The organism is Pseudogracilibacillus amylolyticus (SeqCode) (assembly GCF_051918545.1).
In the GTDB taxonomy this organism is placed as follows: Bacteria; Bacillota; Bacilli; order Bacillales; family Amphibacillaceae; genus Pseudogracilibacillus.
Window position 1 is genome coordinate 1 of the sequence record NZ_JBPPZG010000047.1, and the last position, 21,081, is coordinate 21,081.

Genomic DNA, 21,081 nt, shown 5'->3' on the forward strand with positions numbered 1-21,081 from the left:
TTTTTTAATTCTATTGTGATAAAAGAATGAACCAGTACACTCACTTGAATAAAACACTATTTTAACCACAGCTTTAGCTGCTTGCCCTTGACCGCCGTGCCACTTCTTAGTGATCGCTGGAAGGGGTCGGGGCCCCGCCAGCGGAACTTAGAAGTGATTGTCCGTGGTAAGCTATTGATGCGAATGGGCCGTAAAGGCTTTATTTCTGCCATTCGCCATCAAATCCACTACCACGGACACAAACAAGGTCAAGGGTGGTGGTATTGTTGCTAAATACTAGAGCGTGTATACTGGTTTTTCATTCGGCAATGGTGGATTGAAATTGTGTCCTGAGTGTTTAAAGACTGGTACATTTCATCGCAAAGCATGGTAAAAAGAACCGCACAGCTGGTAAAAATCGTCCGCAATACTCATACACTCCAAATGCGATCGGGCGCATGGTGTGCTATCTTGTTTTTCTTATAGGATCTCATCTACTTATGGTACGGTTCACCGTGGTGATTTAAGAGGCAAAAAGTCGTACTTTAAATTAACATTTGACGAACTTTTATTCATATGTTAACTTTATAAGCATAAGATAATTAACAATGCTTATGTAAGTCGTAAGGGATTAATACCTTACTACTTACAAGCGTTAGAGTACAAAAGCCCCAGAAACTGTCGTAAGTGATTTTTCCTTGCTACAGTCTCTCGGGCTTATTTTATTTCCCGTACATTAACCAGTCATATATCTTAACCACTCTTCTAAAATTAGTTGAAACTTGGCCTTTTTTGATTTGCAACACATTAGGAATTTTCCTGTAAACATCTGCAAGGAATTCTTGTAATTCAGTTAAATCTATCTCTTCTTCTTCTAAAAGACAGATATACTCTAAACTTTTCTCTAACTCATATTTCAAAGCAATTCCAGATACCGATCTCTCTTCTAATTTAAAAGTTTCCTTTTTTCTAATTAGATTACGATTAAGAAACTCATCGAAATTGCTCTTTATCTCTTTGGAGATTTGGTCTGGCAAATTACCTTCGTACTCCTTAACATACTTATAGATTGGAATACTGTTACTATGTCGTTTCAGTAAAGTAGGCAACACCCGTTCAATAATTGGTTCTATTAAAAATTCCTTATCATCAAAGATAATGTCTTCATAGATATCCTGAACAGTAATTCCCTCGTAACCTTTATCAGCAAGCCTCTTAATTATCCCGAACCCCACCACTACCTCTAAATCTTCTAGTTTTTCATCATCATCAGCATCTATCACTTTTAAACTCTGACTTGGTTCACTTGTTAACACTAAATCATAAATCTCACTTTTCAATTTCCTTAACATAGGTACCCTATACTTTGCCTTAATAAGTGATAAAGACTGGTACAAGGTAGAGTAATCTTTTAGAAATACATGAGTCATTTCTATTCGTTTTCCATTCTCAAAGACCTTTTGGAATGTTTTTATAGAATCTTTCTTATCCTCGTTATTCCACTCAACAAAAAAGAACCTATCTTTTAACTTCTCTAATTGTTCGTTACTTAAACAGGAAACGATAGAAGTTAGTATTTCCTCTATATTAGGATCGTTGATAGAATAGCCTATAAAAATAATTGGATGCTCCAAAAATATTGTTAGTATTTTAGAAGCCAGATAAGCATTCTTATCCACAAATTCTAGGTAGTCATCTTCATTTATAATAATAGATTCAGGTTTAGTAACACATCCATGGATTTTGTAAATTTCACCAATACCTTGAATTACGGAAAAGATTAATTCGTTTTGACCAATGTACACATCGTAATCATTAAAACAGGATTCTATAAAGGTATCATAGTTAGTAGTAATAACCCCCGCTATATGATTATTATTTCCTAGTTGTTTAAATAGCTTTATTTCTTCATCATATTCCGAATTAATATTCTCACTCTTACTAATTAGATTGTCCGCTATATGAATTTTAAAAGGAGAAACTCCAGCATGAATCTTTTCTTTATGGATTTCTCTTAATTCCTTATACTTATCATCAGTTAACCAATGCGGATTAAAATCGTTTTCTATTAATGTAGCCAATTTCGGGTTAGTGCCTACAGGTGTTTCAAATTTTTTTATCTCCTCTAAATATAGTCTATAACCAAAATCGTTATTTTTTGCTATATTAGCATATTCCTCAAGGAGTCCTTCCCAGCTTTGTGCACCTAAATATCTTCTTGAAAGACCTGCTCCAACGAATAAGAATGGCAGTGTATCAAATCCACTCATTATACTATTTAATTTTAATTTTAATTCATCCATATTACTCCCCCTAAATGCAGTAGATATTAAAGAAGGCAGTTCAAAGAAATCTTGAACTGCCTCCTGTTGTTTTATCCTGTTGTGTTCATCACCAAGTAGTTCACATCATAATTCCTTTACAATCTCTTCATCCAATATTGCTTTACGCTTCTCCCAGTCTGGCATTAGCGAATACAACATCTTGTAAAAACTATCACTATGATCATTATACTTAAAGTGGATTAATTCATGTAAGACAACATAATCAATACAATACTTTGGTGCCTTGATGAGCTCTGAGTTTAAAAATATTGTATTCTTATCTGTTAAAGCTGATCCCCATCGTGCTTTCATTAGCCGAATATCAACTTCTGGCTTCTCAACTCCATACTTCTGTATCAAAGGGAACATTTTTTCAAGTGATTCATTAAATGTCTTCTGTGCTTTATCCCGGTACCAATCATCCATTAACTTTGCCTTTCGAGTTAGATTATCCATATCTTTTACGTACATATAGATAAAGCCTCGAAAGTATTTCACAACTTCTTCTTCCATGGCCTTCTTTACTCTCAAGCGATACTGCTTTCCTAAATACTTAAAAGTCTCACCACTTACATATTCTCGTTCACTTTGCTTTATTGGTTGAACATCTTCAAATTGCCCTACATTTTTAAGTATCCAAGAACCCTTCGATTTCACAAAATCATGAATGAAGTCGATAGGTACCTTTTCATTTGCAGACACTTCGATAGTCATATCAGGTTTGACATTCAAGTTTACATTTTTAACCTTTTTCCGCTTCAAAACAAAATCAATGACTTTATTGCCGTACTCTATCTGATGTTTTTCCATGCTGCTCCCCGTCCTAATAGCGTCTCAAAGCAACTGTTTTAATTTGCTCAATAATTTTATCAATCGTATCAAAATCAAGATCGAGATCGTGATTCTCTTTAAAGTCAAAAAGAAGGTCATCCAATTCTTGTGCAATACGATTATGAATTTCCAAATTATCATGCCAATCTACTTTTTGATGCTCTTCTATTACTTTATCCATATCACGTGCCAACTCACCCAATGTATTCGTATCATAACTTGCAGACGTTTCTTTTGTCTCACTCAAAATGTCTTTTGTGACACCGTAAAAGGCTTGAGCATTTTGATTCTCTCTTATAACAGAAGGGTAATTATCAGTAGATTGACCACTTTGATAGTCCTTCATTATGTCTTTCATACGATTCAAATACTCAGCTTCCGAGATACGCTTATCCCGATATTCTTGAATAGCCTCTTGAATGCGTTCAGAGAACTTCTTATAATACGAAGGGTTTTCATCCCATTTGGTATGGACACTTTTCGTCAAGCGAGTTCGTATAGCATCTGCTTTTGCTCGCTTCGAGCCAAGACGCTCTATTTCCTCTTCAAAAGCCTTTGTATTTAGGATATCAACTGGATTGGTAATACGAATGACATCTTCTGCTGCAATGTAATTATCCATTAACTTCTGCATTTTTGCTTCGTACTCTTTATGATCAATCGTATCCGAATACCTTAACTTAACACTTTTTCTTAATTCTTGGAAAAACTTGAAGTCCTTTTTATATTTCTCTATCTCTTCCTCTGGCAAAGAATAATAAACTTTTTCTGATTCTAAGGCTATTCCAAGATTTCTTCCAAAGTGACTTAACACCTTATAAAATTCTTCTCTTCTCTCCTCGTCTTCTAGCCAAACTTCATATTCTTCTTCGTCTCTCTTGTTTTTGATCGGAGAGAAAATTTGTAGTAGATCTGAATGATATTGCCTTAACGAACCAATAATACTGATGACATCGTAAATTGCACCTTTTAAATCTTCTGGATCAAAGTTTTCTAAACCCGCTCCTGAATACATTTGCATCGCTTCATCTAGTCTTTCTAATAAACCACGATAGTCAATGATTAATCCATAGTCTTTACCTTCATATAGGCGATTAACACGAGCAATTGCCTGAAGAAGTGTATGTTCTTTCATCGGTTTATCAACGTATAGTACGGTTGCACGTGGAGCATCAAAGCCAGTTAATAATTTGTCTACGACGATTAGCATGTCAAGTTCGTCACCTTTAACAAATTCATCTTTAATTCCATCCTCGTACTTTTCTGGTGTTCCATACCGATTCATCATACGTTTCCAGAAACGCTGAATTTTATCTTTTGATTCTACATCCACAGCTTCTTGGCCTTCTCTTTGATCTGGTGGCGAGATAACAACCGCACTGTTTAAATCTCCAAACTCCTCAAAAGCCTCTAAATAGCGAATCGCTTCGATTTTACTATTCGTAGCAAACATTGCTTTAAATTGTGTTCCTTGCGTTTTGTAGTTTTCTAAGAAGTGTTTGTTTACGTCTTCGGCTATTAAATATATGCGTTGTTCCGATGAAGCAAGTTTTTCATATTTACTCCATCTTTCTTCTACTTCTTGTTTATGCTTTTCATTCAAGTTCCTTGTAATCATCTCAAGGCGTTTGTCAATTGCCTTTTGATTAACGGATTGTTCTACCATCTTCCCTTCGTAAAGCAAAGGAACAATGGCTTTATCCCGTACCCCATCAGCAATGGTATACTTATGAATGAGTTTCCCAAATCTTATCATTGTATTTTTTTCTTTCTTCATTAATGGTGTTCCTGTAAAGCCTAAATAACAAGCATTTGGGAAAACCTTTTTCATTTTTAGATTGAGCTCTCCATATTGTGTTCGATGGGATTCATCGACTAGCACAAAAACATCCTGTGAATCAACTGTTTTGTGTTTTGATGCTGTATCAAACTTATGAACTAAAGAAGTAATGATATCAGCACCATTATCATTGATAAGATCGACTAAATGTCCACCTGATGTGGCTCGACTCGCTTTCAATCTTGTGTGGCTAAAGGTTTGATGTATTTGTTTATCCAACTCTACTCGGTCCGTTACAACAACCACTTTGGGATTGTAATTATGTAGCTCTGAGAGTATATACCTTGCAAGCATGACCATTGTTAGTGATTTTCCAGAACCTTGCGTATGCCAAATAACCCCACTCTGACGATTGCCATTCTCATCTCTTTCTTCAATGGTTTTGATGATCTCTTTAATGGCAAAATATTGCTGGTAACGTGCTACCTTTTTTATATCTATATCGAACAGCGTAAAATACTTCGTAATTTCAAGTAGTCTTACAGGATGGAACAATGAGATAATATTCTTATCCTGTGTTGTTGCGAGTCTATTTTCGACTGTTTGATCCAGCCAAGATTCAAGCCAATCTTCTTTTTCCTCTTTCCAAACCGACCAAAATCTTTCAGGAGTATAGCATGTGGCGTACTTCGTTTCATTTTTGTTTGTGGCCATTACTAATTGAACATATTTGAATAAATGTGGGACATACTCATTACCCTGATTACGAATCATTTGCTGTATCCCTTGTTTAACTGAAATGGAGGCCCGCTTACATTCAATCACTCCAAAGGGAATACCATTAACAAAAAGGACTATATCTGGACGAATAGTGCCTCGACCATCCATCCGCTCTACTTCAAATTCTTCTACGACATGGAATACATTATTTTCAATGTTATTCCAGTCGATAAATTGAATGGTAAAAGACTTTTTAGAACCATCTGGTAAAAACTCTGTATAGCTCCTCCCGTTCATTATGGTTTCATAGATAACTTCATTCGTTTTCACTAGTCCATTGGTTAAAGGTTCATCTAAATCTCGGATCGCTTGTTGTATATTCGAATCGCTAAACTTATGAATTTTACCTTTGTACTCATAAGAATTCAGTTCTTTGAGTTTCTCCTCTAATACAGTTCTTAATAAAACATCATTAAGATTCAATCTTAGTTGTTTTACTTGTTCCGGCAATAAATATTGATAGCCTAACTTCTGTAATACTTCTATTGCGGGCATCTGGCTAATATTCTGTTCATCACTCTTTATTCCTATCATATTTACACCTCCATTTATTAAAGATAAGATATGAGCCAAGGTATTACACCTGCACTCGAAATTTTCCTGTTAAGAGTAATTGCATAAGGCCTTTCTTTTGTTCTTTTAAAAGTTCTACTTGTTTGTGTAGTAATTTAATCTCATTGTCAGAATTACTCAAAACAGTAGCAATTGACTCCTGTTCTTCTATTGGTGGTAAAGATACTTCAATTTTCATAACCTCATTTTTAGAGATATTAAATCGTGTTGACCCTTGAGCCAATCTTAACGTTTTTCTCCTAAAATCGTTACCCCGGAAAAGAAATTGAGCAAATTCAGGAAGTAAGTAACTGAAATCATTCAAGCGGTATCCAAAACAAAAGCTATTGAGGTACATTTCATCAACATCATATAACAATACAGAACTCATTGCTACTTCATCTGGGGTCTCAGAGGACGTTGTGAAAAATATATCTCCATACTTTGTACTATTTTGATTTTCACCATCTTCAATTTGTACATAATCTACCTTAGCAGGATCTATTTTAGCATCATCAAATATGGTTTTATAAGGAATATAAGGTTTTCCTTCACCAAAATCTTTTGCACTCTTACCTGATAGTCCATTGTAGGTTTTCCCAATTTGTCCTAATGTAACTATCTTCCATTTACCTGTAAACCCAGGCAACCTCACTTCACCAGTTAACAGTTTCTGCATTAATCCTTTTTTCTGCTCTTTTTTCTGCTCAATTAGCTTTTCCTTTAACCCAATTGCCTTGTCCCAGACTGATAGAATTTTAGATATTTTTCTTTGTTCATTAAGTGGAGGCATTGCTATAAAGATGTTATTGATAATCTTTAGATTTAGTCCCCCTCTTCCCCCATCACCAGCAGACAATCTTCTCAACTCATCATATCTATAATCTAAATTGTAATAGAGAAACTTTGAGTCTACTATATTTTCGGGTACAATTGATGCTATTGATTGATTTGTACATAATTCAATTTTATTCATCCCTACAGTACCTCTAGTTTTACCCTGACCTGCAAGAGCTATTAATACAGAGTTTTTTGGTACCATTTTAGCACTTGAAGAATCGTATCCCTCTTTTGTAATCATTTTATCAGTATTATAAATAAATTTATTATTTATTTCTCCAGAACTCATCCACGGGATAACACCACCCCAATATTCAGGTTTTCGAGTACTTGGAGTTCCTCCCGCAAATACCTGTTTACTTATATCATTAATTTTTTTAACTTTCCAATCCTTAGGTATAAACTCGTATTTTCTTCTTATAGACACCATAACCACCTACAATCCAAGCTCTTTCAAATACTTTTCCATCTGTACTTCCACTTCTTGAATCTCTTTCTTTATATTCATAATGTTTTCCTTTACCGCTACCATATCAACTGGTTCTTCTTTTTCAAACGTATCAACATAACGAGGGATGTTTAAGTTATAATCATTTTCCTTAATCTCATCTAATGTTGCAACATAGGAAAATTTATCAAATGTTTCTCTCTTTTCATATGTTTTAACAATTTTTTCGATGTCTTGCTCTCTTAATTTGTTTTGGTTCTTCCCTTTTTCAAAGTGTTCTTCACTTGATGCGTCAATAAATAAAACATCATTGCGAGTTCGGTCTTTACGGAATACCATGATACAAGCTGGGATACCGGTACCAAAAAATAGTCCTTCTGGTAATCCAATCACAGCATCTAAAAAGTTCATTTCAATAATCTGTTTGCGAATTTTCCCCTCACTAGCACCACGGAACAATGGACCATGAGGGAGTATCGTTGCCATTCGTCCATTTTCTGCTAATGAATAAAGCATATGTTGTACAAATGCATAGTCACCTCGTGATGCAGGTGGTACACCCCATTCAAAACGACGATGCGGGTCAAGACTTGCTTCCATCTTAAATTTCTTATCCGTTGACCCTTCTCCAGCAAATCCCATCGCCCACTTATCTAATGAGAAAGGAGGATTTGCAACGATTGCTTGGAACTTCATTAACTTACCATCCTCGAAATGTAATGGATTCGCTAACGTATCGCCCCATTCAATTTTAGCGTCATCAATGCCATGTAAGTACATGTTCATTAATGCTAATGAGTGAGTTGCCCCATTACGTTCTTGTCCATATATTGCAACTTTTTTATTTGGAACTTGATTGACAACTTTTAATAATAATGAACCAGATCCACATGTTGGGTCATAAATACGGTCATTTTCTTGTGGCTTTACTAACTTTGCTAGAAGTTCAGAAACCTCAGCAGGCGTGTAAAACTCTCCGCCCTTTTTACCTGCATCTGAAGCAAATAATCCAATCATATATTGGTATGCATTACCAACAATATCTTCATTACCTAATTGCGATGGTCTTAAAGATAATTGCTTAAAGTCCTCTAATAAGGAACGAAGCATTGCATTCCGTTCTTTTGCTTTTCCTAGAATCGCTTCACTATTAAAGTCAATATTACGGAATACTCCACGGAGTTTACCCGCATTTTCATTTTCAATTTTTTCCAATGCCTTGTTGATGATTTCGCCAATTTCTGGATCATTACGTTTACTGTATAGATAATCAAATGTCGATTTATCATGAAGTACAAAACGTTCTCGTGATAAAGCTCGTCGGATCCGTTGTTCGTTACCTTCATACCGTTTCGTATATTCTTCTACTTTTTCTTTGTATGAATCACTTAGATACTTCACGAACAGCATCGTTAGAATATAGTCTTTATAAGTAGATGAGTCAATTTTTCCTCTAAATGTGTCTGCTGCTTGCCATAATGTGCTATTTATTTTTTCCTGCGTTGTTATTTCAGCCATTTTTTCTTCCTCCTAAAATCTTCTGAGTTACTCCCTGAAAGAGCAATTCCTTTTCTTCTATTAACTTTCTGTACAGCATTTTCTCTCTTTGATGCAATTGGTAAAGTTCGATTAATACTTTCTGTCTTGAGATTGGTGACACCTCAATAGGTATATTCTTGATTGCATTTTGATTTGTACCCGGAATCCTACTTCCAAATTGAGAACGTTCTAATTCAAACTTTACATAATTTGTGTTGAGATACCAGGCTAAATACCTTGGCAAAATGTTTTTATTCTTTACTTTTATAATGGCAAAGTAAGATGGAACTAATAGTCCGCTATGCTCGCTATCTATGTAAACAGCAGTGTACGGCTGACTTAGTCGCATTAAAATATCTTTTTCTTCCGTAAAGTAATGTGCATCTAACGAATCACTACTAATGAACTTTTCGAATGCTTCATTTATTATTATACCTTCTTCGCTAACGTTTTTTAGTGACAAAAGTTTGTAGCTAGCTTTAGCATCATATTCAATTTCAGCCTTTTTCCTACTTAAAACAAGCCCAGTTTTTATGTGAGCAATATCACCTAGTTGCATACAGCACCCCCTTAAATGTTAAATAGTATATTTAACCAAATATCGTTAAATACAATATATAACTTTTGATACCTGGAGTCAACTTTTATCTAATGATGAACCAAACCTCATTGGACAACAAATAAGCATTCTCGACTTTTATCCAAAATTGGATAAAATTCTTCCTCCAACTCGGGGTTTAAATACATTCAATTCTTGATCCTTCTCAGTACTTAAAATAAATAAGAAAAAGCTACTGCAATAAACTTTGCAATAGCTTTGTCTATCCTCAATCCTACCTCTTTTGTTCATACTCCTTTACAGTTTGTATCAAGAAACACTCAATCTCATCAGAGTTCCAATTTAGACCTTTTTTAAGAATATTAATCCTCATATGGACAGGGACTCTCCTTGAGCCTTTTTCTGCTTTAAATATATAGGACCCACTACATCCGACCCTTTCTGCTAGATCATTAAGCGTTAGTAATTCCTGCTCACGATAATCTCTTATTACATTCCCGAAGTTATCAATTGCATTCCTAACCCTTTCTAAATTTTCTATTTCTAATTCACCATTAAGATTCATTGAATACCCTCCTAATATTAGCAGTTCAAACTGATGCCTGTTTTTTCATATCCATTTATAGTAGACAGAAGTCTTAAAAAAACAACTATCAAGGAAGAATATTCTGTTTGTTGCCGTCTATAATACATTAGCTTCATAATATGAAAGGGGTTGTGTGCATTGAATAAAGACGCATTTATCAAATTACCACCATCAAAGAGAGTAGAGGAAGTCAACAAACTATTACAAGATCATGACCTAAAAAAGATTAGTAGTCTCATCGGAATCCCTTCTAGTAGCTTCTCGAAGCTCATGTGGGAAGGCGATTATATTTACCATCAGGCAGACAAAAGATACTATCCATTTGTTCGTTCGAAAGCAGATAGACTGAATACTGCAACAAATATTGATAGTGATGAAATTGCATTCATCAAGAGACATATGGATACCCTTAAAAAAATTGTCCAAAATGCTGAGAAAAGTGACCCCCTAATCTTGGACAAACGGATTTATAACCAAAATGCTCAAATCATGAACAAAAATATCCGAATGAACAATGACATTTATCAAGAATTTACCAGTTTTTGCAAGCAACACTATCCTCATTTGAAAATTCAGGACGTATTTTCCCAATCACTTCTTGACGCAATGCAAAAATACCAGCCAGAAAATTATTGAGAGCAATAATCAGCTCTCATTTTTTCTGGCCTTTTTTATTTTGCTATGATGTTAGGAAGCCAAAACAAAAGGAATTTTTAGTTCGAAATGATGACAGTCTGTTTTAGGTACTTTTGCTCTTTCAACAATATCAATTATGATTTTCACTTGAATGGAAGACTCCAACATAAATCTAATTCACCCGTTTTGATGTACATTCAATGTTTTCAAATGGTTGTTGGATAAATCATTGATAGCAAGACTAAACTGTTCGCAAATTATTGAACTGCTTTGAAATTAGAAGTATCTCTCATTACTTACAGATTTACTTCAATCATACAACTAAATTCAGATCTTAAATGGATTTTCCAAATAACTTGGAAATGACTTATGATTTTCAGTGGAGAAATTTTTTGGGATGAGTATGGGATTAATCTTCAGTTTCTCTAGGTCTTTAAGGTATTGGCGATAGGTAGGTGGGGACATATCCTTTTTAGGAGTATCAATGCTTCCTTTGGAAATGGAAATGAGGAATTTGCGTAGTTTCTCTTTCTTATTTCTTGAAAATGTACTTTTTGCAATTACTTTTTCTGCTTCGAATATTTTGTAGTAGTCGCCCTTATGCACGATTGGTAAGATATGTGTTTCCATATATTCCTTCCATAAATCTTCTTTAAAGTAGCACCATAGCTTTTTTGATCTGTTTCTTCCTTTATCCCTTCTTTTCATTGCATTCAAGTGTGGATTTTTTAGCCTTATTTCATATCTAACTACATGACGCTCATAATCTTTAATGACCTCGCCCTTTGCAACTCGTTCATCTTCCTTGCTATAAAAAATAAATTCAATACTCTCGTTCTTATGATATTGAGAGGTTTCATACTTTATGGGATTTCCATCATCATCTTTTCCCCATTTTATCTTTTGCTTAAAGCGGTATTTTCTTGTATACTTTTCAAACAAATGGAATAATAGCTCTCTTTCCTTCTCATCAGGCACTAGACAATCCATTTTATAATCTAGTCTCACTAATGTGTGGTCATCATAGGAACTGTCATCACCAAATTGCATCAATAAAAATTCTCGTATATTGTTCTCAACCAATTTATAATCTTTCTCTGTAATCGTACTTCTATCTAGCATTTTTACAAGATCAACTTTAATACTTACTTTCCAACTATCTTTGTACTCATACTTCAACCAATTAATTTTATAAGCAGAGTGATTATTTTTAAGACTTTGATTTACCTTTTTAACCGCTGCTAAAATATCGTCAAACTTTTGAATATCATGCCCGTACATAGAGAATAAGTGAAACACTTCTTCATCTTCAATAGAAAGTAGCATACTTAATGTGTGAATCATAATAATCATCTCCTCTGAATTTAGATATGGGAAAGGATAAACCTAGTATCTAACAGGCACCTAAGTTGATTTTCTTTCCCGAGCCTAACCTATTTATTAGACATCCAAACACATTGATTATTCAAATGTGTTATTTAGATAAGTCATGCTATGCAACTGTAAAGAAACTATTCTAATAGATTCGTAACTATTAACCAACAACTGTACAAGTTGTTCATAGAGGTAAAGACGTAATAAAACATTGCAAGTTTTAATCTTTACTAAAGGAAAAGTAAAAAACCGCAAAGCATAAATGCCTTACGGTTATCACTAATTCTGTTTCTAGTTATCCTTATTGTTAAATGGATATCTTTTAAGTACCTTTAATATCTCCTCTTGAACGTGTCCATCCCAACCATGATATGCACGTTCGATACAACTTGAATCTATTTTAGCTCCGTACCTAATTAAATGTTTAAAGATATCTACAAATCCAAAGTAACTAGCAATAGAGAGACAGCTCCTACCATTACTATCCAATATGTTTGGATCTGCTCCCAGCTCTAACAATCTTTTTACAGCCAATATATTATTGACGTACACAGCCCAGAATAATAGTGTTCCTCCGTTTATCTCAAAATCAACACCATACTTCGTTACAATTTGGTCGAGTTGGTCCATATCATCTGAATGAAATATCTTCGTAAGGTTCTGTTGTATATGTTTATCCACGCTGCTTTTCACCGTCTACTTTATTGTTTGCACTATATTTGAGCTGGTCCAATGTAATCTCCTTTTCTAAATCAACTGAGCTCCGAATATCAGAATCATAATATTCCGTTGGTATAAATGATAGCTTAAGAATGTACAGAAATGATTAGATAAGCATGTACAGTTTCGTTCGGTTATTGCATAATATTCTGGGGTGAATATGATGCATATAAAAATTGATGTAAATACCGAAATAGAAATAAAAGAGCTTACAGACTTATCAAAATTAAAATTATTTATGGAGAGTCTGAACATGAAAATTAATAAAAGTAAATTAGCGAGAGATCTGAATGTTGATCGTAGAACAATCGATAAATACTTAAACGGTTTTCAACCAAGTCATACAAGGAAAAGAAAGTCGAAAATCGATGATTTTTATGATGTTATCAAATTGCTTCTCTCAGATGAATCACCACAGAAGTTTTACTATAAGCGAATACTTTGGCAGTATTTAAAAGATAATCATGGACTAGACTGTGCGGATTCTAGTTTCAGAGCGTATATTTCGAGAAAGCCCGAATTCCAACAATACTTTGATTCTCATAAAGGGAGATCAGACAACCAGGAAACCATCCGCTTTGAAACTCCTCCGGCTGAACAAGCTCAAGTCGATTGGAAAGAAAACATAAAGTACATCACTAGAGATGGGGAAATATTGTATGTGAATGTTTGTGTATTTCTTCTATCTTACTCGCGATTCCGGACTTACCTATTGTCGATTTCTAAATCACAAAGTGTGCTATTATCTTTCCTTACGGAAAGTTTCGAATCTATCGGTGGTGTGCCTAAAACTCTTTTAGTAGATAATATGAAAACAGTTATGGATGAGCCAAGAACGGCTTATCGCCCAGGTAAAGTGAATGAGCGATTTTATCAATTCGCGAAAGATTGTGGGTTTGAAGTTAGGCCTTGTATAGCAGGAAGACCACGAACAAAAGCTAAAGTAGAAGCACCTATGAAGCTATTAGATGAGATTCATGCCTATCAAGGGAAATTTAATTATGAGGAATTACACTCTTTTGTACAGGAACTAAGCAATCGAGTAAACAGTCAATATCATCAAGGAACAGGTAAAATACCGATATTACATCTTAAAAAAGAAAGAAACCTCTTAAACCCATTACCACATAGGAAAATAAGAGATTTCTATAAGATAGATCACATACCTGTAAAAGTAAACACTTCCAATATGGTTTCATTTAAGTCCAATTTGTATTCTGTACCACCAGGATACGTTGGTAAAACCGTAGGTTTACAGGTATACGATAATAAAATTCATGTTTATTATAACACGGATTTAATTGCGGAACATCCCATAAGTAATCAAAAGATGAACTTCAAAGAAACACATTATATTGAAAGTTTATCCAAGCAACTTCACTATAAGGATGACATTGAAGAACTAGCAATAAGAAATTTATCCGCAATTAGTGAGGTGTATAAAAATGAATAGTAGCTATACGAAACTTATGGAAAATCTAACATACCTAAAATTAAATCAAATGATGATTCATTTAGATGAAACAATCGATTTTATGAACAACAATGATTTATCTTTTGTAGATGCCCTCATTAAATTAACGGATTATGAGATTGATATGAAAGAATTTAATATGATTAAATCGATGGTAAAAGTGGCAGCCTTCCCGCATTTAAAGGAAATAAAAGACTTTGATTTCTCCTTTCAACCATCGATTAACAAAGAACAAATACTTGATTTTACATCGCTACGTTTTATTGAACAAAAGGAAAACATCGTCTTTTTAGGCTCAAGTGGAGTAGGCAAAACACATTTAGCAACATCGATAGGAATCGCAGCAGCAAAGAAGAGAAACAGTACGTATTTTATTAAGTGCAATGACTTAATATTAAACTTAAAGAAAGCGAAACTTGAAAACCGATTAGAAACACGCTTAAAACATTACGCAAGATATAAATTACTCATCATCGATGAAATCGGTTATCTTCCAATTGATGAAGATGACGCAAAGCTCTTCTTTCAATTAATTGATATGCGTTATGAAAAGAAAAGCACCATCTTTACAACGAATGCGAGCTTTAAATCATGGGGCGAAATTTTTCAAGATCCTAGACTAGCAAATGCCATTTTGGATAGGATTCTTCACCATGCGACGGTTGTTAATATTGTAGGAGATTCTTATCGTCTCAAAGATCATATTCAAACGGAGAATAAGTCGTAAGTTCATAAAGCTATTAGGTATGGCTTCCGCCATACTCAATAGCCCAAACTTGTACATCGTTAAACAATCAAAAGTGAGCATTCTTATCTTGACATTTATACGTTGGTCCATACCTAAATGCACTTTTCTCTTCCAAATCATATTCAGTATAAGGTAATTGAAGAGTTTGCCAAAACTTTGTATTGAGTGATTCATCATTTCGAATAAGTAGCAATTCAAAAGGCTCCTTATCACTTGTGTATAACATGCAATTACTTTTTCCTTCTTCAATAGCTTTATTAATTGCCTTTACTATTTCCTTCAAACCCGCACTAGATGCAATGATAGTACTGGCAAATTCGGGCTGAGGTTGAGCATAGATATTTACTATCTCCTCTTTGGACTTTATAGCTGTATTATTTTTCTTAACTTTATCCAATTTTTTCTCCCCCTATATTGTGAATTCCACAGATCCTTAGAGTCCCTACTTATATAACATAACCAGGACTTTCCCCAGGAGGATATTTTAGTATCGGTCTTATTAAAAATTGAATATTCACCATGTCATAGCCTCCCTCAGCTCCCCAGGTAAAAACATGTATATCCAATAAATCCATTTCACTATTTTCAATCTTCTCTTTCTGGATTTTTATATTTTTTTCAATTTCTTTTGAACCACAGATCAATGAAATAATAGTCGTCCCGGCCCACACCCAATCATCTGGTGATTGTTTCTTGATAATATCAATTTTTTCCTTCATCTTTTCTCCTACCTTTATAAACACAGTAGACTACCCACTCTGTTAATCTTCGCCAAAAAAGGTGAATATGCCCGTCTTACATGGTCGCTCCTCTTTGACTTTAGGCAAATTAGAAAGCTCGCATTCTCCTTAGTAAGAATACGAGCCTTTGGATAGATTTGTTCTATTTAACAAAGATTCTTTTAATATCATGTTATTCCCAGCCTTTTGTAAATTTAAAAAGTCAGTCAAGATTGGATCTCGGTATATTCACATTATTTTATGGATGGTTGCAAATTCATTATCGCTAAAAGCCATAGTATAAAATAGCTTGGTTGACTGTGTTCCACTTAATATTAATTTCAACCATATATTGCTTTTATTTTCATTATTAATAGCCTCTATAAATTGGTTAAATCCTTGATTTTTCTTGCAACTCCCCATAAGTGCTACTCCCTTTAACTTATCAAAGGTTACTTTTACAGTTACTAACTGACTCTCAGTTGATATAGTAATATGGTAGTCTGTTTTGCAACCAAAGTTCTTAATTAGTAAGTAATGTTCCTCTTCTCCTTTTTGTAAAACTTTACTAAAGCCTGTTTTAATCTCTGTTCCAAACTTATCAAAAGTGTCCTTTTCATCAAATTCGAAAAATATTGTAGGAGCACCAAATTTATTGACTCCTAAATATAGGTTCTTCATACTTATACTCCTCTCTATAATTAACTTCAACCTATATAACTACATTAAAATTACACTTTCATCACCTCCCCATAAAATCTAACCCGCAATCAATATTCATTACTTCTATAAAGTTGAATTATTTTATCTTACAAAATCCCAATTGCCTTTCTTGAAGCGTTATGAGCTGCTCTGTAAAATGGATTGTGTCTCTTTTGCTTTTCGCTCATATATGAAATATTTAATTCAACTTTAGAATGTGTTGTTGTAAATTGTAGTTTTCTTTTATTTATCTTTCCTGCAACAGCATTGATAGGCGGGTGCCTCTTTGAAACCGTGTTTGTTTGGTTTAATTTGTCTACCATATTCCAGTCGCTAAAAACTATTATTCTTGATGGAAGATGGAAATCCTTATTCAAAATTTTATCCAATTGAATTAAGGCAAACTCAACAGCAACTAACTCGGCATATACATTCATTCTTTTCATAGATTGGTTATAATGTTTTTTAGATTTTACCAATGTCATTCCTTGGCCTACAAAAATTACTCCTATTCCAAATACCCCTTGTTCCTTCAATTCAGAACAGTCTACAAAAACACGTAAAGTATCGTCATCCCATAACCAACTGTCCACTCTATCCTGAGCTTCTTTTGGTGGAACTCTTTCTTTTCTCATCATTTGCTTCTTATGAATTCCCTTTGTCACTTCTTACTCCACTCCTCTCATTGACTTTAGGCAAACAAAAAAGCTCGCATTCCCTTTAGACAGGAAGCGAGCTTTTTAATATATTTGATTTATTTTTGTTTAAATTTAATCGCAGCATCGTATTACCTACTTTACCGACATTTTAGTGAATTTATATTTACAGTTTTCTTTCTATGTATTTTAGTATAAATAATTAGTTTCAATTGGTCAATTCATTTTATTAGGGGGGTAGAACCAAATTTCTTGGACAATGAATTAACAGTCTTGTAAAGTAATAGATACAGGTAATCCCCAGTCTTAATAAGACTATTACCTGTTCATAGTTTACTTCAACAAATTCTACGAAAGACACCCTCACCATGAAAGGATGACAAAAATATGAACATCCCCTCACTAGATTACAATGAAAAGTTCCAAGAACAACTATTAACTGAAGAGGAGCTAGAGAAGGTACAGGCTAAATCATTCATCAATTTAATGTCTGAGTTGTTCCTTAAATATGAGTCTCAAATTTCAGAAACATTATCACAAGTTAAGGAGGAGACGATCAGTGCCTAAAGCCATTGGATATGTACGTGTAAGTACAGATAAACAGCTAGATAATACTTCCATTGAAAAGCAAATAGAAGAGATTGAAAAGTATTGTAAGAATAACCAATTAACCCTTGTGAACATTTACAATGAAGGAGCGTATTCTGCCGAAAATATCAAAGATCGAAAAGAATTTAAAAAGATGTATCAACATGCGTTTGATAAAGAAGAAAACATTGATTACGTTGTGGTATTTAAGTCTGACCGTATTTCCCGTGATAACCTTGATGCTTTATATATTTATAAAAGAATTACAGAAGCAAATAAACACCTAATTTGTATTGCAGACAACATTGATACCCGAGACAAAAATGCAAAGCTCCTCTATCAATTCATGTCGTTAGTTGCTGAATTGGAAAAAGACATGATTAAATTCCGTACAACAACTGGGATGGAGAAAAACTTTGAAAAGGGTAATTTTAATGGTGGTAAGGTCTATGGATACAATACGGAAAACAAAGAACTGAAATTAAATGAGAAAGAAGCAAAGGTAGTTAGATATATATTTGAGAAATATGCCATTGATCAATGGGGATATCGAAAGATTGCTTCAAACCTTAATGATCAAGATATCAAAACGAAAAACAAAAAAGATTGGACTGTCACAGCAGTTAAAACCATCTTAAATAATAAAATTTATATTGGTGAAATAAAATGGAGAGGTAGTTACCGTAAAGGGAAGCATTCAAGAATTATTGATGACAACCTGTGGAAACAAACTCAGAAAATACTTCAAATAAAAAGTTATCTTCCAGAAAAAATCCATCCAGGTTCGTATCCTCTTTCTGGACTAATTAAATGCCCAGAATGCGGATCATCTATGGTACAAGGAAACAGTAGCCCGAAATATAAATATTATCAATGTAGTAAGAATAAAAATAGTGGTAAAGCAGCATGCTCTTCCAACCTTATCAATAAGGAGTATGCTGAAAACTATGTATTTAACTTCCTCTTTAAAACACTTCGAACGTTAAATCTTAAAACCCCAATATTCAATTCCACGATAGCAACCCTATCCAGCGAAGTAGAACCCATTGAAGATAAAGTAAAAGATATGAAAAAAGAACTTCAACGTCTATCAAACAGAAAAAGTAACGTTATTACTTGGGCTAGTGATGGCACTTTAAGCGAAGCGACATTTAGAGAGCAAATTAGCTCCATTCAAGAAGATGAAGAGGAATTAAAAGGATTCCTTAGTATACTTGAGAAACAAATAGAACAAAGAAAAAAACCGAATATGGGAAAACAAATTGAGATTGCAATGGATAACATTGAAAGTGTTTTTGACATTTTAGCAGCGGAAGATAAGAAAAAAGTTCTGCACGCATTCATTGATAATATTTATGTGAATCAAGGGAAAAACACAAAAGAGAGAACGATTAAGAGAATCGAGTTAAAATTTGATTTAAACCATATATCTAACTTAAATCGAACTGCCTAAAGAGAAAGGGGAACATCCTTTCTCTTTTTCTTATTTCATATTAAACTAAATATGAAAGGAGAGAAATATATGAATGAGATAAAACGTGTAGCAATTTATTGTAGGGTTTCAACAGAAGAGCAAGCAACAGAAGGTTATAGTATTTCAGCTCAACTGCAAACTTTGCGTCAATATGCACAACTATACGGTTGGGAAATAGCAGAAGAGTATGTCGATGAGGGTATTAGCGGTAAAGATATTAAAGGTCGTCCAGCTATGCGAAAACTTGTAGCTGACGTAGAAAAGGATAAGTTTCAAGCTGTCATTGTATGGAAAATTTCACGTCTTTCACGAAATATGTTGGACACTCTAAAACTTCTCGACAAATTTGAATACTACAAAGTTAAGTTTATCAGTTACTCAGAGAACTTCGATACTGGAACACCTATTGGACGATTAGTTGTCCAACTCATGGCTTCAATCGCTGAAATGGAACGTAATACACTAGCTGAAAACGTTAAACTCGGAATGAAACAAAGAGCTTTGGAAGGGCTTTGGAATGGCGGGGTGGTATTCGGCTATGATCATACGAAAAAGAAAATGCTTGTTATCAATCATAAGGAAGCAGCAATAGTGAAATTAATCTTTACTTTGTATGCCGATGGAAAAGGTTTAAAAGCCATTGCTAACCATCTAAACAAAGCAGGATATAAGACTAAACGGAATCGCTACTTCTCCATTAATGGCGTTGCTCAAATCTTAGACAATCCTGTATACATCGGTAAAATCCGTTGGTTACAATATGAAAATTGGGATACACAACGAAGAAGAGGAAAGAACCCTAATCCGATTCGTGTTGAGGGAAAGCATGAAGCCATTATTTCTGATGATTTATGGAGTATCGTGCAGGCAAGAAGAAAAAGTAGATCATTTAAGCAACGACAATCCAATGAGCCTTTTCTTCTTAGTGGTCTTTTGAGATGTCCTGATTGTGGTCAGGGTATGGTTCCTTCAATTACTACTCGGAAAACTAAAGACGGGGAAAAACGAAAGTATCGCTATTATGTTTGTGGTGAATTCCATAACAAGGGATCGGCTGCTTGTAAGTCAAACTCAATTAAGGCCTATGATGCAGAAGATCTAGTTATTAAGAGAATTGAAACATTTCTTTCTAAGAAGAGATTATACAAAACGCTCCAAGATATAAATTCAAACTCTGTTGGTTTCCTTGGTCAGCTCAATAAGGAATTAGAAAGTATTGAGGAACGATTAACAGAAATAGACTCATTACAAGATCGTTATATGGAAGCATTTGAAAAGAACACCCTACCAACTAGTATCCTACAAGATAGATTACAGAAAGTTAGTAATGAAAAGGAAGAGTTAGAACAAAGAAAGAACGAGATAGCTATAGAATTAGGCTCAAATGATTCAAAGGTAATTCAACCAGAGCTAATTGAGACGCTATTGGAACGGTTTCTCTCGACTTATAAGAAGATTTCCCGGGAGAATAAAAAGCAATTACTTCAACATCTAATTAATCATATAACGATTAAACAACTAAAGGACAAGTCACGAACAGTAAGAGAAATTGAATTGGATTTTGATTTTACCGAAATCAATATATCGAAAACCTTTACTCTAATCCACTTGTTATATCGGGAAACGGATAATGAACACACGTTTTCAATACCCGCTTCCGACAAAAAATTACCACCATATCTTCAACATTTTTTGCCTCTATTTATGGTACGGTTCCCCCCTAATAATCCTAAACCCCCGATACACCTGCTCCAACAAAACCAACCGCATCA

The 21,081-nt window shown here is 34.2% G+C and carries 19 protein-coding genes and 1 pseudogene; 6 read left to right on the top strand and 14 right to left on the bottom strand.

Annotated features, from left to right (window positions below):
• Positions 1 to 701 precede the first annotated feature (701 nt).
• The 7 genes from ACPYKA_RS07405 to ACPYKA_RS07435 all read right to left on the bottom strand — a co-directional run bounded on the left by ACPYKA_RS07405 (position 702) and on the right by ACPYKA_RS07435 (position 10,197).
• Positions 702 to 2,282 (bottom strand): SIR2 family protein, encoded by a 1,581-nt coding sequence (locus tag ACPYKA_RS07405; protein ID WP_479541710.1) that lies wholly within the window; start codon positions 2,280 to 2,282, stop codon positions 702 to 704.
• Positions 2,283 to 2,387: 105 nt separating this feature from the next.
• A complete protein-coding gene (locus ACPYKA_RS07410; RefSeq protein ID WP_479541711.1) occupies positions 2,388 to 3,113 on the bottom strand; it encodes a M48 family metallopeptidase in 726 nt (241 codons plus the stop codon).
• A 13-nt stretch (positions 3,114 to 3,126) separates the two neighbouring features.
• Positions 3,127 to 6,228 carry a type I restriction endonuclease subunit R gene (locus ACPYKA_RS07415; RefSeq protein WP_479541712.1) on the bottom strand — a complete coding sequence of 1,034 codons (3,102 nt, stop codon included), beginning with the start codon at positions 6,226 to 6,228 and terminating at the stop codon, positions 3,127 to 3,129.
• Positions 6,229 to 6,271: 43 nt separating this feature from the next.
• Entirely contained in the window at positions 6,272 to 7,513 is a 1,242-nt protein-coding gene (locus tag ACPYKA_RS07420) for a restriction endonuclease subunit S (protein ID WP_479541713.1), read from the bottom strand.
• 9 nt (positions 7,514 to 7,522) lie between these two features.
• Positions 7,523 to 9,052 (bottom strand): type I restriction-modification system subunit M, encoded by a 1,530-nt coding sequence (locus ACPYKA_RS07425; protein WP_479541714.1) that lies wholly within the window; start codon positions 9,050 to 9,052, stop codon positions 7,523 to 7,525.
• Complete coding sequence (locus tag ACPYKA_RS07430) at positions 9,045 to 9,632, bottom strand: restriction endonuclease subunit S (RefSeq protein ID WP_479541715.1); 588 nt, start codon at positions 9,630 to 9,632, stop codon at positions 9,045 to 9,047. The genes ACPYKA_RS07425 and ACPYKA_RS07430 overlap by 8 nt, the downstream gene beginning before the upstream one ends.
• A 274-nt stretch (positions 9,633 to 9,906) precedes the next feature.
• Positions 9,907 to 10,197: a helix-turn-helix domain-containing protein gene (locus ACPYKA_RS07435; protein ID WP_479541716.1), complete on the bottom strand. Its 291-nt coding sequence runs from the start codon at positions 10,195 to 10,197 to the stop codon at positions 9,907 to 9,909.
• 159 nt (positions 10,198 to 10,356) lie between these two features.
• Here ACPYKA_RS07435 and ACPYKA_RS07440 point away from each other — a divergent pair, with 159 nt between their 5' ends.
• Entirely contained in the window at positions 10,357 to 10,854 is a 498-nt protein-coding gene (locus tag ACPYKA_RS07440) for a hypothetical protein (RefSeq protein WP_479541717.1), read from the top strand.
• Positions 10,855 to 11,181: 327 nt separating this feature from the next.
• Here ACPYKA_RS07440 and ACPYKA_RS07445 read toward each other — a convergent pair whose 3' ends face one another.
• Both ACPYKA_RS07445 and ACPYKA_RS07450 read right to left on the bottom strand, forming a co-directional pair.
• Complete coding sequence (locus ACPYKA_RS07445; RefSeq protein ID WP_479541718.1) at positions 11,182 to 12,198, bottom strand: hypothetical protein; 1,017 nt, start codon at positions 12,196 to 12,198, stop codon at positions 11,182 to 11,184.
• 321 nt (positions 12,199 to 12,519) lie between these two features.
• A complete protein-coding gene (locus ACPYKA_RS07450) occupies positions 12,520 to 12,909 on the bottom strand; it encodes an ankyrin repeat domain-containing protein (RefSeq protein WP_479541719.1) in 390 nt (129 codons plus the stop codon).
• Between the two features lie 202 nt (positions 12,910 to 13,111).
• On the opposite strand from ACPYKA_RS07450, the gene istA reads away from it, so the two are divergent.
• Complete coding sequence (gene istA / locus ACPYKA_RS07455) at positions 13,112 to 14,401, top strand: IS21 family transposase (RefSeq protein WP_479541720.1); 1,290 nt, start codon at positions 13,112 to 13,114, stop codon at positions 14,399 to 14,401.
• Positions 14,394 to 15,149 carry an IS21-like element helper ATPase IstB gene (gene istB / locus ACPYKA_RS07460; RefSeq protein ID WP_479541721.1) on the top strand — a complete coding sequence of 252 codons (756 nt, stop codon included), beginning with the start codon at positions 14,394 to 14,396 and terminating at the stop codon, positions 15,147 to 15,149. Before istA ends, istB begins: the two co-directional genes overlap by 8 nt.
• A 67-nt stretch (positions 15,150 to 15,216) precedes the next feature.
• Here the strand turns inward: istB and ACPYKA_RS07465 are convergent, their stop codons facing one another.
• The 4 genes from ACPYKA_RS07465 to ACPYKA_RS07480 form a co-directional block, all read right to left on the bottom strand.
• Complete coding sequence (locus ACPYKA_RS07465) at positions 15,217 to 15,567, bottom strand: hypothetical protein (protein WP_479541722.1); 351 nt, start codon at positions 15,565 to 15,567, stop codon at positions 15,217 to 15,219.
• A gap of 49 nt (positions 15,568 to 15,616) precedes the next feature.
• Complete coding sequence (locus ACPYKA_RS07470; protein ID WP_479541723.1) at positions 15,617 to 15,889, bottom strand: hypothetical protein; 273 nt, start codon at positions 15,887 to 15,889, stop codon at positions 15,617 to 15,619.
• 249 nt (positions 15,890 to 16,138) lie between these two features.
• Positions 16,139 to 16,570 (bottom strand): hypothetical protein, encoded by a 432-nt coding sequence (locus tag ACPYKA_RS07475; RefSeq protein ID WP_479541724.1) that lies wholly within the window; start codon positions 16,568 to 16,570, stop codon positions 16,139 to 16,141.
• A gap of 128 nt (positions 16,571 to 16,698) precedes the next feature.
• A complete protein-coding gene (locus ACPYKA_RS07480) occupies positions 16,699 to 17,256 on the bottom strand; it encodes a hypothetical protein (RefSeq protein ID WP_479541725.1) in 558 nt (185 codons plus the stop codon).
• A 378-nt stretch (positions 17,257 to 17,634) separates the two neighbouring features.
• On the opposite strand from ACPYKA_RS07480, the gene ACPYKA_RS07485 reads away from it, so the two are divergent.
• The 3 genes and pseudogenes from ACPYKA_RS07485 to ACPYKA_RS07495 form a co-directional block, all read left to right on the top strand.
• Positions 17,635 to 17,814, top strand: coding sequence for a hypothetical protein (locus ACPYKA_RS07485; RefSeq protein WP_479541726.1), 180 nt, complete (start codon positions 17,635 to 17,637; stop codon positions 17,812 to 17,814).
• Complete coding sequence (locus ACPYKA_RS07490) at positions 17,807 to 19,288, top strand: recombinase family protein (protein ID WP_479541727.1); 1,482 nt, start codon at positions 17,807 to 17,809, stop codon at positions 19,286 to 19,288. The genes ACPYKA_RS07485 and ACPYKA_RS07490 overlap by 8 nt, the downstream gene beginning before the upstream one ends.
• A 69-nt stretch (positions 19,289 to 19,357) precedes the next feature.
• Positions 19,358 to 20,365, top strand: a pseudogene (locus tag ACPYKA_RS07495) (recombinase family protein); the annotation flags it as partial.
• Between the two features lie 642 nt (positions 20,366 to 21,007).
• Here ACPYKA_RS07495 and ACPYKA_RS07500 read toward each other — a convergent pair.
• Positions 21,008 to 21,081 (bottom strand): 23S rRNA (pseudouridine(1915)-N(3))-methyltransferase RlmH (locus ACPYKA_RS07500; RefSeq protein ID WP_479541728.1); only part of this gene is annotated, 74 nt, incomplete at its 5' end.